Source organism: Enterobacter cloacae complex sp. 2022EL-00981, assembly GCF_028737495.1.
GTDB classification, from domain to species: domain Bacteria; phylum Pseudomonadota; class Gammaproteobacteria; order Enterobacterales; family Enterobacteriaceae; genus Enterobacter; species Enterobacter cloacae.
This window is the reverse complement of sequence record NZ_JAQZRK010000052.1, coordinates 1-17135: the sequence shown is the minus strand read 5'-3', so window position 1 is coordinate 17135 and position 17135 is coordinate 1. Positions and strand designations below refer to the sequence as shown.

15 protein-coding genes and 1 tRNA gene are annotated in these 17135 nt (G+C 55.1%); 11 read left to right on the top strand and 5 right to left on the bottom strand.

Features of this window, described 5'->3' with window-relative positions; all coding sequences use genetic code 11:
- Nucleotides 1-287: 287 nt before the first annotated feature.
- Both PUZ33_RS24725 and PUZ33_RS24720 read left to right on the top strand, forming a co-directional pair.
- Nucleotides 288-1433, top strand: coding sequence for a hypothetical protein (locus PUZ33_RS24725; RefSeq protein WP_252107890.1), 1146 nt, complete (start codon nucleotides 288-290; stop codon nucleotides 1431-1433).
- A gap of 94 nt (nucleotides 1434-1527) precedes the next feature.
- Entirely contained in the window at nucleotides 1528-1803 is a 276-nt protein-coding gene (locus PUZ33_RS24720) for a hypothetical protein (RefSeq protein WP_062676744.1), read from the top strand.
- A gap of 457 nt (nucleotides 1804-2260) precedes the next feature.
- Here PUZ33_RS24720 and PUZ33_RS24715 read toward each other — a convergent pair.
- Together PUZ33_RS24715 and PUZ33_RS24710 are read right to left on the bottom strand one after the other, a co-directional pair.
- Nucleotides 2261-2336, bottom strand: a tRNA-Phe gene (locus PUZ33_RS24715).
- A gap of 95 nt (nucleotides 2337-2431) precedes the next feature.
- Nucleotides 2432-3145 (bottom strand): DUF554 domain-containing protein, encoded by a 714-nt coding sequence (locus PUZ33_RS24710; protein WP_058681074.1) that lies wholly within the window; start codon nucleotides 3143-3145, stop codon nucleotides 2432-2434.
- A 182-nt stretch (nucleotides 3146-3327) separates the two neighbouring features.
- On the opposite strand from PUZ33_RS24710, the gene PUZ33_RS24705 reads away from it, so the two are divergent.
- The gene (locus tag PUZ33_RS24705) at nucleotides 3328-5463 is read left to right on the top strand and encodes an ornithine decarboxylase (protein WP_058681073.1); all 2136 of its coding nucleotides are present in this window, start codon (nucleotides 3328-3330) and stop codon (nucleotides 5461-5463) included.
- A 54-nt stretch (nucleotides 5464-5517) separates the two neighbouring features.
- Here PUZ33_RS24705 and PUZ33_RS24700 read toward each other — a convergent pair whose 3' ends face one another.
- Nucleotides 5518-6210, bottom strand: coding sequence for a response regulator (locus tag PUZ33_RS24700; protein WP_014833240.1), 693 nt, complete (start codon nucleotides 6208-6210; stop codon nucleotides 5518-5520).
- Nucleotides 6200-7837: an ATP-binding protein gene (locus PUZ33_RS24695; protein WP_058681072.1), complete on the bottom strand. Its 1638-nt coding sequence runs from the start codon at nucleotides 7835-7837 to the stop codon at nucleotides 6200-6202. The genes PUZ33_RS24700 and PUZ33_RS24695 overlap by 11 nt, the downstream gene beginning before the upstream one ends.
- 344 nt (nucleotides 7838-8181) lie before the next feature.
- Here PUZ33_RS24695 and PUZ33_RS24690 point away from each other — a divergent pair, with 344 nt between their 5' ends.
- Genes PUZ33_RS24690 through citG form a run of 8 tightly spaced genes read left to right on the top strand, consistent with a single transcriptional unit; the run spans nucleotide 8182 to nucleotide 15490 of the window.
- Nucleotides 8182-9543, top strand: a complete 1362-nt coding sequence (locus PUZ33_RS24690) for a 2-hydroxycarboxylate transporter family protein (RefSeq protein WP_013098685.1) — start codon at nucleotides 8182-8184, stop codon at nucleotides 9541-9543.
- 17 nt (nucleotides 9544-9560) lie between these two features.
- Complete coding sequence (locus PUZ33_RS24685) at nucleotides 9561-10424, top strand: fumarylacetoacetate hydrolase family protein (protein WP_023621451.1); 864 nt, start codon at nucleotides 9561-9563, stop codon at nucleotides 10422-10424.
- Nucleotides 10425-10434: 10 nt separating this feature from the next.
- Nucleotides 10435-11457: a [citrate (pro-3S)-lyase] ligase gene (gene citC / locus PUZ33_RS24680; protein ID WP_013098683.1), complete on the top strand. Its 1023-nt coding sequence runs from the start codon at nucleotides 10435-10437 to the stop codon at nucleotides 11455-11457.
- 16 nt (nucleotides 11458-11473) lie between these two features.
- Nucleotides 11474-11767 carry a citrate lyase acyl carrier protein gene (gene citD / locus PUZ33_RS24675; RefSeq protein ID WP_013098682.1) on the top strand — a complete coding sequence of 98 codons (294 nt, stop codon included), beginning with the start codon at nucleotides 11474-11476 and terminating at the stop codon, nucleotides 11765-11767.
- Nucleotides 11764-12639, top strand: a complete 876-nt coding sequence (gene citE, locus PUZ33_RS24670; protein WP_013098681.1) for a citrate (pro-3S)-lyase subunit beta — start codon at nucleotides 11764-11766, stop codon at nucleotides 12637-12639. The genes citD and citE overlap by 4 nt, the downstream gene beginning before the upstream one ends.
- 10 nt (nucleotides 12640-12649) lie before the next feature.
- On the top strand, nucleotides 12650-14167 hold the full coding sequence (gene citF, locus PUZ33_RS24665) for a citrate lyase subunit alpha (protein ID WP_029882972.1): 1518 nt from the start codon (nucleotides 12650-12652) through the stop codon (nucleotides 14165-14167).
- A 2-nt stretch (nucleotides 14168-14169) separates the two neighbouring features.
- Complete coding sequence (gene citX / locus PUZ33_RS24660; RefSeq protein ID WP_013098679.1) at nucleotides 14170-14709, top strand: citrate lyase holo-[acyl-carrier protein] synthase; 540 nt, start codon at nucleotides 14170-14172, stop codon at nucleotides 14707-14709.
- Complete coding sequence (gene citG / locus PUZ33_RS24655) at nucleotides 14687-15490, top strand: triphosphoribosyl-dephospho-CoA synthase CitG (protein ID WP_029882974.1); 804 nt, start codon at nucleotides 14687-14689, stop codon at nucleotides 15488-15490. Before citX ends, citG begins: the two co-directional genes overlap by 23 nt.
- A 33-nt stretch (nucleotides 15491-15523) precedes the next feature.
- Here citG and PUZ33_RS24650 read toward each other — a convergent pair whose 3' ends face one another.
- On the bottom strand, nucleotides 15524-16780 hold the full coding sequence (locus PUZ33_RS24650; RefSeq protein ID WP_013098677.1) for a nucleoside permease: 1257 nt from the start codon (nucleotides 16778-16780) through the stop codon (nucleotides 15524-15526).
- Between the last annotated feature and the right edge of the window lie 355 nt (nucleotides 16781-17135).

Sequence of the window (17135 nt, the reverse complement as noted above, 5' to 3'; positions counted from 1 at the left end):
CGATCAACAACCTGTTTGACTGCTTCAGTTTTAAACTCTTCGGGATAACGCTTACCGCTCATGGGCACCTCTCTTTAAGCCATCTTAAATGACTCTGAGGTGTCTGTTAAACCCGTGGCGATTCAGTACAGCGTCAACGCGGACTCTGATGAATAGCTTGGGCTTCATGATTTTACACCGACTATCTACATGGTAAACCAACCAAAAGACCAGTCTGTAATTGACTATGGTGCTCTTGATTGACCTGAAGCAGATGCACCTGATTACCCTAATAACGAAGGTTGAGCATGGAAAAAACAATTAAAAAATTCGGCAACGAGCTGAATTACTCTCTGATTGAAGATTTTAGAGATGTTGTGAATGAAGGGGAGTTTGCATATCATTATTTCATAAACAAGGACGGAAGAAATCAGTTTAGTCCAATGTGCTCTTGCATGGACTGGATTAGTGTATCTATAAGGTACATTAAACATTTCCCTGCCTTTTCTGATGATATTGATGTTAAGGCGATGCAGTTTTATTCTCTGGTTTCATCTATAGACATCGTTGTAGAAGCTGTGACGCAATTGCATCGTATTATAATGGATGAGGGCAAAAAATTACAAAAATGGCCTTTCAAAGACTCTTCTTATATTTTTACTGATAAGGTGGAGTATCTTTCCAATAAAGATGATGATGGTTATTTTGGCGAGATAAGGTCGATTTTTGGTGCTCACCCAACTAACTTGCGGAATGATAATGGGGAGGGATTGTTTGCAAGTTGGCCGCATCCTCATCCTTTCAACATGAATGATTTTACAGTTAGCATTTACAGTAATCGACCCGGTAGTGATGATGTTATATTTGGTATCAAAATTGATGAGTTGTTAAAGTATTTAAATGAGCGTTACTCCTACATTGCCAAGTTAAAAAATATACTCATTGGAATTCGAAAACACCACTACAAAAAACTCAGTAAAGTAATTATCCCGGTCACTGAAAATATTTATGAGGAATTACGGGTTTTACATGATGAAGTTACGGCAAGACAGGATAATGATTATTACAGAATGGAGTTGCATGATATAACTCATTTGTTTACGGGGGTAGTGACTGAGGCTCATCTTATTGATGAGGTCAGCGCGTTCAGGGATAAGCTGTACCCCATAGTTGCTGAGATAAGAAAAAATCTACAAAGCATGAATCTGGTTGATTTGATCACTACAAAGGGGATAATGATTTCACGTCTTCCTGATGGGGCTTTGAATTATGAAATCCCGAAAATTTTCAGATGGTTACACTCTGGAAATGCTGACCCAATGGCGCAATATTACATTAATAACTTAAATAAATATTCGAATGGGAAATATTGTTTCAACATGGAGGATGATGCCAGTACGACTTTGTTGAAGCTCAGGATGATGATGTACAGCTCCCAAGTGAACAAAGATTAACATCCCTTCGTTAATAAATTTGCTTAGCCCACCATGTGGTGGACTGTAACTGTTATCGAGATTTGGAAGTTGAGCACCCGAATGAGGGCGAGTAATGAGTGATTACGACGATTACGCTGAGTGGCAAAGGCAACAGGCCAATGTAAACGCGGGGCGTTCTGCTGGAAATGGTGGAACCTTTCAGGAAGCATTGAAACGTCCTCGTTACGGGGAACCGGGCCGTGTGACCTCGAAGGAGCTACAGAATCAGATTGAAAACCCCTGGCAAATGCCAGAGGAGAACTGTGAGCTGCCGCCCACAATCTACACTGATCAGAACGGAAAAAAGTTCAGGTTTATTTTGGGGCAAAGGGTTTACTTTGAAGAATGATTTAAAGAATGGGGCGATTCTCACATTAATTACTGGAGGCTTAACAGTGGTGGGGAGTAAGTTGGTTGACTGAGGGCTGATAACCGGTTTTATTGAGAACCGTGAGCAAGGCCGGGAATACTTTCCGGGATTGGGAGGGGTTGAGCAAGCCTGCCGGCGCGGTAGTGTTTTGCAGAGCTCCGAAGTGAAGCGATGCTGCTTGTCTTCTCCTGACCGGACAAAGACCGGATACTGCCTTGCTGTGATCAATTCACCAACAGGTATACCGGCTGGAAATAGTGTTTATTGGCAGCGTGAAGATCAGCAGGAGTTGGCATAGGGTAGGGCATCGCTAAAGGGAGATGCTAAGGTCGGACTTAAGAGGTGAAGTAGTGACATTAGCGGCCAGCACAACCAGAAATCTACCGGAACCCCAGAAAGCAAAAAACCAGCCCGTAGGCTGGTTTCTTTAAATTAGTGGTGCCCGGACTCGGAATCGAACCAAGGACACGGGGATTTTCAATCCCCTGCTCTACCGACTGAGCTATCCGGGCAACGGGGCGCATTAAACCCGATTCACTCTCCGCCGTCAACGAAAAATGTTGTTTTCGTTACAGGATGCACAATCTCTCACCAGTTCGTCGCAATCTTAAGCGAAAAAGTGGGTCCACAGCGCGGAAAGCGGCATGGCGAGCAGCAGGGCGGGCAGCATATTCACCACCGCGAACATCTTGATCCCGCAGATGCGCAGCCCTGTTGCCAGCAGGAGCAGACCGCCAACGGCGGTAAAATCTGCCATCATCGCGGGCGTGGTCAGCGGAAGGATCAGGGTGGCGCAGGTGGCGAGCGCCAGCTGAATCAGCAGCATTGGCACACAAATCGCGGCCACCGCGATACCGAGCGTGGTGGCAAAAATCGTAGCGGTGAAGAAATCGAGAAACGCCTTCGCGATTAAAATGCTGGGGTCACCGGTCATCCCTTCCTGCATCGAACCGAAAATCCCGGTGCCGCTGGCGCAAAAGAGAATAATGATGGCAACGTAGTTTTGAATAAACGTCTCATGGGTGCCGTGTTTGGCTTTGCCCGGACGGGCTATCAGGTTTTTCGCTTTGCTGACCGCGTTGTTAATCCCCTTTTCCAGATAACAAAACTCACCAATCAGCGCACCGAGCAGAGTGGCCAACACCATAACCGGCAGGTTGGCGCATTTGATCACCAGCAGAATGCCAATCCCGAGGGAGGCCAGGCCAAAAATGGAGGGCATAGAGATGCGAATACGCTCCGGTAATCGCTGACTTAACACTGCACCGAGTACGCCGCCCAGCAATACGGCACTCGCGTTGATAAATGGCCCGATAACCACGGAAAACTCCTGTTACTTAATCATAGGTATTGCATGATTATGACACGCCAGCGCTTTTTTACGCTTAGCTTTGGGTGGTGAAGTGCATACTGATTCCTTCTTGCACCTCAAAATAAAAGGTGACATTATTGCGCGAATTTTCTCCTCCCTGTCTCACCGTTCGGTGAGGGTATATAGCGCCTATGAAAACCATGAAAATCGCCGTCAGCCGTGAGCTGGTTTCTTCTGTGTCCACGCATCGCGAAAAGGTGACGCTGGATAATACTGATTTTACCGATGTGGCGGCAGTCGTCATTACGCTCGCGGAGAGTCGCAGTGGCATTCTTGCGTTGCTGAAACGCACGGGCTTTCATTTACCGGTCTATTTATTCTCGCAAGAGCCGACGGACGTGCCCGATGGCGCCACGGCTGTCATCTCGGGTAAAGCGCAGGAGTTCCTGGAACTGGAGTCTGCCGCCAGCCGTTACGAAGAGAACCTGTTACCGCCGTTTTTCGACACCCTGAGCCAGTATGTTGCAATGGGCAACAGCACCTTTGCCTGTCCGGGCCACCAGCACGGGGCGTTTTTCAAAAAACACCCGGCGGGACGACAGTTCTATGACTTCTTTGGCGAGAACGTTTTTCGCGCCGATATGTGCAATGCCGACGTGAAGCTCGGCGATCTGCTGATCCACGAAGGTTCCGCCAAGCATGCGCAAAAGTTCGCCGCGAAAGTGTTCAACGCGGATAAAACCTACTTCGTGCTGAACGGTACGTCGGCGGCCAACAAGGTGGTGACCAACGCGCTGCTGACCCGTGGCGATCTGGTGCTGTTTGATCGCAATAACCACAAATCCAACCATCACGGGGCGCTGATTCAGGCGGGCGCGACGCCGGTGTATCTGGAAGCGGCGCGTAACCCGTTTGGCTTTATCGGTGGGATTGACGAACACTGCTTTGACGACGCGTACCTGCGCAATCTGATCCGCGACGTTGCGCCGGAGAAGGCAGACGAGACCCGCCCGTTCCGCCTGGCAGTGATCCAGCTTGGCACTTACGATGGCACGATCTACAACGCCCGTCAGGTGATCGACAAGATCGGCCATCTGTGCGATTACATCCTCTTTGACTCTGCCTGGGTGGGCTACGAGCAATTTATTCCGATGATGGCGGAAACCTCCCCGCTGTTGCTGGAGCTGAACGAGAACGATCCGGGCATTTTCGTGACCCAGTCGGTGCATAAACAGCAGGCCGGGTTCTCGCAAACCTCGCAGATCCATAAAAAGGATAACCACATCCGGGGTCAGGCGCGTTTCTGTCCGCACAAACGTCTGAACAACGCATTTATGCTGCACGCCTCCACCAGCCCGTTTTATCCCCTGTTTGCGGCGCTGGATGTGAACGCAAAAATTCACGAAGGGGAGAGCGGACGCAGGCTGTGGGCGGAGTGCGTCGAGCTGGGGATTGAAGCGCGTAAGGCGATCATTGCAAATTGCCATATGATCAAACCGTTTATTCCGCCAGTGGTGGCAGGCCGTCCGTGGCAGGATCACCCAACTCAGGTCATCGCCAGCGAACGTCGCTTCTTCAGCTTTGAGCCGGGGGCCAAATGGCACGGATTTGAGGGCTATGCCCGCGATCAGTACTTTGTCGATCCGTGCAAGCTACTGCTGACCACGCCGGGCATCGATGCTGAAACCGGGGAATATACTGATTTTGGTATTCCGGCGACCATCCTTGCGCACTATCTGCGGGAAAATGGCATCGTGCCGGAGAAGTGCGATCTGAACTCGATCCTCTTCCTGCTGACGCCTGCCGAAAGCAGCGAGAAGCTGGCGCAGCTGGTGGCGATGCTTGGCCAGTTTGAACAGCATATTGAAGACGATACGCCGCTGGCGGACGTGTTGCCGACCATCTATCAGAAATACCCGGTACGCTACCGGGATTACACACTCCGCCAGCTGTGTCAGGAGATGCACGATCTCTACGTCAGTTTTGATGTGAAAGATCTGCAGAAGGCGATGTTCCGCAAGGAGAGCCTGCCCGCGGTGGTGATGAATCCGCAGGATGCCAATCAGGCGTACATTCGCGGGAACGTGGAGCTGGTGCGCATCCGTGATGCACAAGGGCGCATTGCTGCTGAAGGCGCGCTGCCGTATCCGCCTGGCGTTCTGTGCGTGGTGCCGGGAGAAGTCTGGGGCGGGGCGGTGCAGCGCTACTTCCTGGCGCTGGAAGAGGGGATTAACCTGCTGCCGGGCTTCTCGCCGGAGCTGCAGGGCGTTTACAGCGAAAAGGATGCCGACGGGATTAAGCGGCTTTATGGGTATGTATTGAGATAGTGCGGGCTGTTGCCCTCACCCTAACCCTCTCCCACAGGGAGAGGGAACTTTTCTTCAAACCGCACTACGTTTATACATCCTCCGCGGATGCCCAATCTTGCCGTACAGCATCTCCACCGTCAGAAAACCTGCCTCCACGCAGTGCTCCAGATAGCGCCGGGTGGTGGTTTTACTCAGCCCCGTTTCACTCACCACCTCATCCACCGTAAAACAGTGCGTCGCCTTGTCGTTAAACAGCGCCTGCACCCGCGCCAGCGTATTTTCCTCAATACCTTTGCTGCCGTTGTCCTGGCGGTAGTTTTTCGCCTGTAGCTGGTATAAAGAATCGACGTTCTGCTGGTCAACAATCTTCCAGACCCGCTGTTGCTCTGCAAACTGCACAAAACGCTCCAGCGACTGGCTGAGCCGCTTCCAGGAAACCGGCTTCAGGATGTAATCAAACGCCCCGTTACGAATGGCCTGGCTGCAGGTGTCCATATCGCTGGCGGCGGTGATGAAAATCACCGAACAGTTGGCGCGGGCGAGCATCGGGTTACTGATAAGGGTGATGCCTTTCCCGTCCGGCAGGTAGTTATCCAGCAACATCAACTGCGGCTGTTTACTTTCAAGCTCAACCTGCGCTTGCGCCAGCGACGAGGCAATCCCCACCAGTCTAAGACGCGGATGTTTGCCGATCAGCTCTGCGTGCAGTTGCGCCAGTTCGTTCTCGTCTTCAACTATCAGTACGTCGATAAGTTCATGTTGCATAATCGGTATCTTCCTGTTCCTGTGCGGGATGCCGGGCGGTTCCCGTGGCGGGGATAAACAGTGAGAAAATCGCCCCCCGCGGCGTATTATCGGCAACCTCAATTGCACCGCCAGCCTGTGTGACATAGCTTTCGATCAGATACAAACCAATGCCGTGATCGCCGCGCGTTTTGGTGGTGATGCCGCGCTCAAATATCCTGTCACGGATCTCCGGTTTAATGCCAACGCCCTGATCGGCCACTTCGATGATGAGTTCTTGTTCGCTCAGTTTTATCAGCACTTCCACAGGTGCATGCGGAAGCGGCGAGCGCTGGGTCGCTTCAATGGCGTTATCCAGCAGGTTGCCAATGATAGAAATCAGCGCCTCTTCAGGCAGCGCCAGGAACGGTCTGTCCAGACGACAGATCGGGTCGAAGTTCAGCTCGACGCCTTTCTCCCGCGCCCGCGCGGCTTTCCCCAGCAGCAGGCCGCACAGGGTCGGGGAGCTGAAGCGCGAAGAGATAAAGTCCAGCAGCTCCTGAGCGTGTTCCGACTGCGCCTGAATGTAGCCAATCGCCTCCTCGTAGCGGCCCATATGCAACAGGCCGGAGAGAGTGGTCATCCGGTTTAGCTGCTCGTGACGCATAATGCGCAGGTTATCAACATAGCGTTTGACCTGGCTGAGCTGGGCGCTGAGCGAGTCGATCTCGTTGCGATCGCGAAAGGTGATCACCCAGCCCTGCAGAGAGTTCTCCAGCATGATGCGCACCCGGCTGGCGATCACCGTGAGATCGTTAAAGCGGCAAATCTCGTCATGGGTATCTTTGGCGAGCATCGTTTGTGTTTCGAAGAACGGAACAGGATCGATTACCTCGCTTATCAGCTGCCCGCGCAGTTCCCGGGCCGGCTGGTTCAGGCCCAGCAGTTTGCGTGCCGCCTGGTTAATCACTTCTATTCGCCGTTCATCGTCTATGGCGATCACCCCTTCATAAATGGACTCCATCATCGCCTTCTGCTGGCGCACCAGCAGACCAATCTCTCGCGGCTCCAGGGAGAAAATCTGCTTCTTGATACTGCGGGTAAAGAACCAGGAGAAGATAAAAAGGGCAAGCAGTAACAGTACGGCGGCGATCAGGATGTTAACCACTTTACTGACGGTGATGGTTTCAAGATAGCTGGTGAGATAGCCTACCGAGACAATTCCCACTACCTGACCGGCATCATTAAAAATGGGCGCTTTGCTGCGCAGCGAAATGCCTAATCCTCCCTTGCGGATAGTGGTGGTGCTTTTACCGCGCAGCACCTCTTCGTTGTCTCCGCCGACCAGCGTATGGCCCACTCTGTCCGCAAAAACGGAATGAAACAGATGCAGCCCTTTGTTATCGCCAATCACAATAAAACTGGCATCACTGTGGGTGGCTATTTTCTGCATAAAATCGTGAATGGCGTTGATATCTTTTTGTTCGACCTCTTTTCGTAATGACGGAATAAGGGCGATCTCTTCCGCCTGTATTTTTGCGCGTGCGCTCATTTCCTGATAAAGCTGTCGGCTAACGTCGACATAATAATATCCGCCCAGCAAAGCAAAAAGCACTGAGAAAAAGACAACCAGCGAAACAAACAGCTTAATCTGAAACGATACTTTCATAACAATCACGCGTGGTATCAACGAAGTTTGTCAATATATCATCTTTTTTCGCGTGGATACCCGCTTTGCCGAAAACTTGTGATCCCTTGCACAGCAAGGCCTGCAAAAGAATTATCTGAAAGGCTTTTCCCTTAAACACCACCGTGTAAATGTTATTTGTTTGTTCGGTTTAGAAAAGAAACCATAAAAACCACGGCAATAAATAAGGGGCAAATCACATTAAATAAAAGAAACCATTAAAACCATAGTCGCCATTAAAACTTCGCTTTTAATATGCCATTCCTCACATAAAGTAAGCCTTTGTGACTCTAAGCTGAACGCACAAAATAACTAAGGGGCTTATTATGAGCACAACTGACGATTCTTTCTCTGTTACCCACGACCCGATTGATATTCAGCGGCCATCGCTCAAAGAGCGCTGGTGGCATATTATGGATACCTGGAAAATCGGGATTATTCCTCTGCCGCTGTTTGTCCTGGCGGGCGCGCTGATTGCCATTGATTGTCTGGGCGGAAAACTGCCAAGCGATATCGTGGTGATGGTGGCGACGCTGGCGTTCTTCGGCTTTGCCTGCGGTGAGTTCGGCAAACGCCTGCCGATTGTCGGCAAGCTCGGCGCGGCGGCGATTTGCGCCACCTTTATCCCCTCCGCGCTGGTCTATTACGGCCTGTTGCCGGATGTGGTAGTGGAATCCACCACTAAGTTCTATAAATCCACCAACATTCTTTATCTCTACATCTGCTGCATTATTGTCGGCAGCATCATGAGCATGAACCGCACCGTGCTGATTCAGGGCTTCCTGCGCATCTTCTTCCCGATGCTGTGCGGCGAGATCGTCGGCATGCTGGTGGGGATGGGCGTGGGTCTGGCGCTGGGTCTTGAGCCGTTCCAGATCTTCTTCTTTATCATTCTGCCGATTATGGCAGGCGGCGTGGGCGAAGGGGCTATCCCGCTCTCCATCGGCTACGCCACCCTGCTGCACATGGATCAGGGCGTGGCGCTCGGTCGCGTGCTGCCGATGGTCATGCTCGGCGGGCTGACCGCTATCATCATCTCCGGCTGTCTGAACCAACTGGGCAAGCGTTATCCGCACCTGACCGGTGAAGGTCAGCTGATGCCGAACCGCGCGAATGCCGATGCCACCGTTTCTCAACCGGCGTTCTCTGGCAAAGCGGACGTCACCACCATCGCCTCCGGTGCGTTGCTGGCGGTGCTGCTCTACATGCTGGGCATGCTCGGCCACAAGCTGATTGGTCTGCCTGCGCCGGTTGGCATGCTGTTTATGGCGGTGCTGGTGAAGCTCTGCAACGGTGCCTCTCCGCGTCTGCTGGAAGGCTCTCAGGTGGTGTACAAATTCTTCCAGACCTCGGTGACCTATCCCATCCTCTTCGCGGTCGGTGTGGCGATCACCCCATGGCATGAACTGGTCGCGGCCTTCACGCTGACTAACCTGCTGGTGATTATCAGTACCGTCTCTTCACTGGTGGCGACCGGCTTCTTCGTCGGCAAAAAGATTGGTATGCACCCGATTGATGTCGCCATCGTCTCCTGCTGCCAGAGTGGCCAGGGCGGTACCGGTGACGTGGCGATCCTGACCGCAGGCAACCGTATGAGCCTGATGCCCTTCGCCCAGATTGCTACCCGTATCGGCGGCGCGATTAACGTCTCTATCTCACTGCTGATTCTGGGCAACTTCCTCGTTTAAGTTTTCAGGAAAGAACAATGAAACTCGCAAGCTTTTTATACCAGGGAAAACGCAGCTACGGCATCGTCCAGGCCGAAGGTGTGATTGATTTAGGTCGCCGCCTCGGCGACCGCTACAGCGACCTCAAAGCGCTGCTGCAGGGCAACGGGCTGGCGCAGGCCACCCGTTACCTGAACGATGCCGTGGACGTGCCGATGAGCGCCATCACCTTCTTACCGGTGATTGAGCAGCCGGAAAAAATCCTCTGCGTGGGCATGAACTACGCCGACAAGCGCAAGGAGTTTGACCAGCACAACCCGGCACCAACGCTGTTCGTGCGCTTCCCGGATTCGCAGACCGGCCACAACGAGCCGGTGCTGAAGCCGCGTCACTCCAGCGAATTCGACTACGAAGGCGAGCTGGCGGTGATCATCGGCAAGGGCGGGGAAAACATCAGCCGTGACGAGGCGCTGCGCCACGTGGCGGGCTACAGCTGCTATATGGACGGCTCCGCCCGCGACTGGCAGCACACCTGGTTTACTGCCGGTAAGAACTGGCGTCAGACCGGCGCGTTTGGCCCGTGGATGGCAACGGCCGATGAGATCCCGGACCCGCACAGGCTGGCGATCCGCACCTGGCTGAATGGCCGCATGGTTCAGGAAGACAACACCAGCAGCATGATCCACAAGGTTGCGGAGCTGATCGAGTACATCAGCACCTTTACCCGCTTAAGTCCGGGCGATGTGATCATCACCGGCTCCCCGGGCGGGGTGGGTAAAAAGCGTAATCCGCCGCTGTTTATGAAAGAGGGGGATCGCATTGAAGTGGAGATCGAGCATATCGGTCATCTGAGCAACGTGATTGTGGAAGCGCCAGCCACCGGGCTTGCGGCGGCACACTGAGAAAGGCGGCATGAACAGTCAACCCATCGATTTTCGCCACACGCTGGTGGCGAAACACCCGGAACGCTTAAGCCAGATCCGTTATCTGCTGGCAGACAGCGGCCTTGGCCTGGACAACGACATCACGCTGTTTGTCGAAGCCTGGTCCGGCGCGCAGCTGGTGGGTTGTGCCGGTCTTGCCGCCAACGTCATCAAGTGTGTGGCCGTGAACGAGCAGCTTCGCGGCGAGAACCTCAGTGCGCGCCTGCTGGCGGAGGTACAGAATGCGGCGCTGGAGCGCGGTCATTTTCACCTCTTCCTCTGCACGCGACCGTGCAATAAGGAGCGCTTTGCGCGTAGCGGCTTCTGGCCGATTGCCCAGAGCGGCAACAACGCCGTGCTGATGGAGAACACTCCGCAGGGGATCGAGCGTTACTGCCGTTCCCTGGGCAGGATGCGCAAGGGCGGGGAGAAGACTGGCGCGATAGTGATGAACGCCAACCCGTTCACCCTCGGCCACCGTCATCTGGTGGAGCAGGCGGCGATGCAGTGTGACGCCCTGCACCTGTTTGTGGTGCGTGAAGATGCCTCGTTCTTTCCGTTCAGCGCGCGCCTCGGAATGGTGCGTGCGGGCGTCGCGCATCTGCCAAATGTGACCGTGCACGAAGGCTCGCAGTACATTATCTCCCGCGCCACCTTCCCGGCCTACTTTTTGAAAGAGACCGGCAAAGTGCAGCAGGCGTGGAGCGAAATCGACGTGCTGATCTTCCGCGACTTTATCGCACCGGCGCTGGGCATTACCCATCGTTTTATCGGCTCCGAGCCGTTTTGCGATATCACCCGTCAGTACAACCAGACGCTGCACGCCTTGCTGAGCCCGCAGATTGAGGTGGTGGAAATGCCGCGCATCAAGGCCACCGGCAATGCCATTTCAGCGTCGGAAGTGCGCCGCTTGCTCAAGACTCAGCAGTTTTCCCGGATCCGGGAGATTGTCCCGGACTCCACCTTCGCGCACCTCGAAACACACTACCGTGCGAGTGCCGAAGTCGCTTAACTACCAGGAATTTATCATGAAAATTGTAAGGGAGGCGCTGGCCGGAACGCAGGAGTCCAGCGACCTGATGGTGAAAATTGCTCCCGCTCACGGCGAGCTGGAGATAGTCATCCACAGTGAAGTGATTAAGCAGTTTGGCGAGCAAATTCGCCAGGTGGTCAACGAGACATTGCGCGCCATGAACGTGCACCAGGGACTTATCATTATTGAAGACAAAGGGGCGCTGGACTGTGTGATCCGCGCCCGCCTGCAAAGTGCGCTTCTGCGTGCTGCCGATGAACAGGCCATTAACTGGGGGGCGCTGAAATGAGCAAACTCCGCCGCAGTATGTTGTTCCTGCCGGGCGCCAACGCCGCCATGCTTTCAACCGCGTTTATCTACCGTCCAGACTCCATCATGTTTGACCTTGAAGATGCCGTTGCTCTGCGCGAGAAAGACACCGCGCGAATGCTGGTGTTCCACGCCCTGCAGCACCCGATGTATCAGGACATCGAAACCGTGGTGCGCATAAACCCGCTGAGCACGCCGTTTGGCTTGCTGGATCTGGAAGCCGCCGTGCGTGCCGGCGTGGACGTGATCCGCCTGCCGAAAACCGACACCCCGGACGACATCTACGAGCTGGAAGGCCACCTTGAGCGTATCGAGCAGGAGTGCGGGCGCGAGGTTGGTTCCACCCGCGTGATGGCGGCGATTGAATCGGCCATTGGCGTTATCAACGCCGTGGCGATTGCCCGCAGCTCGCCGCGCTTGATTGGTATTGCACTGGCGGCTTTTGACTACGTGATGGACATGCAGACCGAGCGCGGCGACGGCACCGAGCTGTTCTACGCCCGCTGCGCCGTGCTGCACGCCGCTCGCGCAGCAGGCATCGACGCCTTCGACGTGGTGTGGTCAGACGTTAACGATGAGGCCGGATTCCTGCGCGAGGTCGATCTGATCCGCAAGATGGGCTTTAACGGCAAATCGCTGATCAACCCGCGCCAGATAGACCTGCTGCATAACGCCTACGCGCCGACCCAGGAAGAGGTGGATCACGCCCTGCGGGTGATTGAAGCGGCAGAAGAGGGCGAACGTAACGGCCTTGGCGTGGTGTCGCTCAACGGCAAGATGGTGGATGCACCGATTATTAACCACGCGCAGGTGGTGCTCGAACGCGCGGCGGCTTCCGGCGTGCGTCGGTAAGGATGACACAATGAACCAGACAGAACTTCTCCATGTGAATTTTCCCCATCTGCGGGAGTTAAAACCGTTTGATACCGCCCACAGCGCCACGCCGTGGCTGGCGGACAGCGACGCGAAACACAGCCGTAAACTCTGCGCCTCCATTGAAGAGGCGGTGAGGCGTAGCGGCCTGAAGGACGGAATGACCATCTCCTTCCACCACGCGTTTCGTGAAGGCGACCGGGTGATCAACACCGTCGTGGCGCTGCTGGCGCGGATGGGCTTCAAAAACCTGACCCTCGCCTCCAGCTCGCTGATGACCTGCAACGACGCGCTGATCGAGCATATTGCAAGCGGGGTGATCGCCCGGATCTACACCTCCGGCATGCGTGGCAAGCTGGCGGATGCCATCTCCCACGGGCTGATGGACGAGCCGGTACAAATTCACTCTCACGGCGGGCGCGTAAAGCTGCTGCAGGACGGTGAGCTGAACATTGACGTGGCGTTTCTTGGCGTGCCGTGCAGCGATGAGTTTGGTAACGCCAACGGCACGCACGGGAAATCGTGCTGCGGCTCGCTGGGCTACGCGATGGTGGACGCCCATTTTGCCCGCAAGGTGGTGTTGTTGACGGAAGCGCTGGTGCCGTTCCCCAATATGCCTGCCAGCCTGGTGCAGGATCAGGTGGACTACATCGTGCAGGTGGAGAGCGTGGGCGATCCGGCAAAAATCAGCGTCGGCGCGGCGCGCGTCACCAGTAACCCGCGCGAGCTGATGATTGCCCGCTATGCGGCGGATGTGATTGAGCACTCCGGCTATTTTAAACCGGGCTTCTCGATGCAGACCGGCTCCGGCGCGGCGGCCACCGCCTGCACCCGCTTTATGGAAGAGAAGATGGAGCGCAGCGGCGTGAAGGCACGCTTTGCGCTGGGTGGCATCACCGGCAGCCTGGTGGATCTGCACGAGAAGGGGCTGATTGAAAAGCTGCTCGATACCCAGTGCTTCGACGGCCAGGCGGCGGCCTCGCTGGCGCGCAACCCGAACCACGTGGAGATCTCCACTAACGTCTACGCCAACCCCGGCAGTAAGGCGGCAAGCTGCGACCAGCTGGACGTAGTGATCCTCAGCGCGCTGGAGATTGACGTCGATTTCAACGTTAACGTCATTACCGGCTCCGATGGCGTGATGCGCGGCGCGTCCGGCGGGCACTGCGACGTGGCCGCCGCGGCAAACCTGACCATCGTCGTTGCGCCGCTGCTGCGTAGCCGCATTCCGACGGTGGTGAAACGCGTTACCACACGCCTTACGCCGGGCGAAAGCATCGACGTGCTGGTCACCGATCACGGCATTGCGGTCAACCCGGCGCGCCCGGAGATCCGCGAACGCCTCATGGAAGCAGGGCTGAAGGTTGTGGATATCAACGCCCTCTATGAGCGGGCAATTTCGCTGACAGGCGTACCGAAACCGATTGAGTTCACAGACAAAATTGTCGGGGTGATCCGCTACCGCGACGGCAGCGTGATCGACACCGTTCGACAGGTAAAGGAGTGAATATGACCATTGCGACACCCGTGCGGGCGGGTGTCAGCCTGGACGCGCTGCTGGCGGCGAAAGAGCGCCGCGCAGCCCGTCAGGCTGACTGGCTTACGCACTATCAACAACCGGTGATCTCCCTCACGCTGGTAACACCCGGGGAGATCAAAGACAGCCTGCGCTATCGCAACACCATGGGCGTGGCGTTACAAATGTGCGACCAGCTATTGTGGGAAAACCGTTGGCAGGTGCTGGACCGCCAGGTGCTGTGGCTCCCGACCGGGCCCGAAGCGCTGTGGTGTGTGGCCCATCCCGCGGCAGAAATCAAAGCCCACTGTGCGGAGCTGGAGCAGACGCACCCGCTTGGCAGGCTGTGGGATCTGGATGTGATTTGCCCTGAAAACGGCCACGTTGGACGTCAGTCGCTGGGCTCCCATCTCAGACGCTGCCTGATTTGTGATGAACCGGCCCACGCCTGTTCCCGTTCGCGCAAACATCCTGTGGAGCAGGTGGTGGCGCGCGTGGAGAAGATGATCGATGACTGGTTTGCTCGCGACTAAACCGCGCCCGCTTGACGTCCCCGCGCTTGCCGCAGAGGCGCTGTGGCAGGAGCTGGCGCTGACACCGAAACCGGGGCTGGTGGACAGGCTCAATAACGGCTCCCATCGCGATATGGATCACGCGCTGTTTGTCCGCAGCATTATGGCGATTACGCCGTGGTTTTCGCGCTTTGCTGAGCTAGGTAACACGCATGCTGATAAACCCGCAGGCGAACAGTTACGGATCCTCCGCCCGATGGGGATGGCCTGTGAGCAGGCGATGTATGCCGCAACGAACGGGGTGAACACGCACAAAGGGGGCATTTTTGCCCTTGGTTTACTCTGCTTCGCCGCCGGGCGTGTGAAAAATATCTCCGCAGAAAGCCTCTGTTGTGAGGTGAGTAACATCTGCCACGGGCTGGTTTCGCGGGAGCTGGCCGAACGCAGCGGGCAGGCGACGGCGGGGGAGCGGCAGTTCCGGCAGTACGGCTTAACCGGCGCGCGCGGCGAGGCGGAGAGTGGATTTGCGACGGTGCGTAAAGCGCTGGCGCAGTGGAACGGACATTCACTTCACGGCCTGCTGTTACGCCTGATGGCAATCAATCAGGACAGCAATCTGGTGTCGCGCGGCGGCATTGAGGGGCTGGGCTACGTTCAGGACTATGCGCGGGAACTGCTGGCTGACGGCTGGGATGGTGAAGCGTTGCGTAGAATGGATAACGCATTGATTGAACGCAACCTGAGCCCGGGCGGCAGCGCGGATTTGCTGTCGGTGGGGTGGGTGCTTGCTGCAATAAAATAGCCGGGTGGCGGCTTCGCCTACCCGGCACAATAATCAATGCGCGACTGGCTGTGCGCCGTGCGGTTCGCGTACATGCTTGTACTGGAACAGCACGATAAACGCGAAGAACAGCACCAGCGAGTATGCGGCGAAGATAAGCCACACTGGCTGCCAGTCGGTAATGCCGTTGGTGGTATACATCTCAACCACTTTACCGCTCACCACGCCGCCCAGGATACAGCCGAAGCCGTTGGTCATCATCAGGAACATACCCTGTGCGCTGGCGCGGATTTCAGGTTTCACCTCTTTTTCCACAAACACCGAACCGGAGATGTTGAAGAAGTCGAAGGCGCAGCCGTAAACAATCATCGACAGAACCAGCAGCACGGTGCCGAACGGGCTTGGGTCGCCGTAGGCGAACAGGCCGAAGCGCAACATCCACGCGGCAATACTGATCAGCATGACGTTCTTGATGCCGTAGCGGCTCAGGAAGAACGGGATGGTCAGGATGAATAGCGTCTCAGAGATCTGCGAGATGGACATCATTACCGAGGCATGTTCAACGATAAAGCTGCCTGAGAACAGCGGGTTATTATCGAAGCTGTGCAGGAAGGTATTGCCGAACATGTTGGTGATTTGCAGTTCCGCGCCCAGCAGCATGGAGAAGATAAAGAAGATCGCCATGCGTTTGTTTTTAAACAGCGCGAAGGCGTCCAGGCCAAGCATGGTGCTCCAGCTCTGGTTTTTCTGCTGGTTAGATACCGGAATATGCGGCAGCGTCAGGGTAAACAGTGCCAGCACCACGGAGAGCGCCGCACCGATGTAGAGCTGCATATGGCTCAGTTCAAAGCCCGCGAAGCTCACGCCCCACATTGCCATAATAAAACCGATGGTGCCCCAGATACGGATAGGCGGGAAGTCGGTCACGATATCCATATCGGCGGATTTGAGGCGGTAGTAGGAGATGGTGTTGATCAGCCCAAGCGTTGGCATGTAGGCCAGCGAGTTAAGCAGGATCACCATAAACATCGCCCCCGGCGTGGTGACCTGGGCTGCCATAAACAGCGTCCCCGCGCCCACCAGGTGGCAAAGCATGTATAGCCATTTCGCACTCAACCATTTATCCGCCACGATCCCCAGCAGCGTTGGCATAAAGACCGCCGCGATACCCAGCGAGCTGTAGACGGCACCGATTGACGCACCATCGAACTTGAGCGTCACAAACATATAGGAGCCGAGTGTAGTCAGCCAGCTACCCCACAGGCAGAACTGCAGAAACGACAATATTTTAAGCTGCAGCTTAAGGTTCATGTTACTTTCCTCACAAGTGAGCGGGAGATATGTTGTTATAGGAACATTCAGGGTTGTTATTTGATGCAATTCTATCAGTTGGCAACGATATGTTTTGTTACCTCCCGCAAAAAAATGCAATCCACATTAATTTGCAGTTTGGATTGTGATGCAAATAACATTTTCGTATGGGTGGGGTGAGATGGGGTAGGTGCGGCCTGATGCCCCCTCACCCTAACCCTCTCCCAAAGGGCTGAGGGTTCCCCAGAAAAATGAAAAGCACGATGAAGTGTGATCTACTGGTTGCGCTAACAAATCAGAAGAGACCTCATCGTGCCTTTACAGACAGTCTGCCAGAAATTTTTCTCCGCGTCTT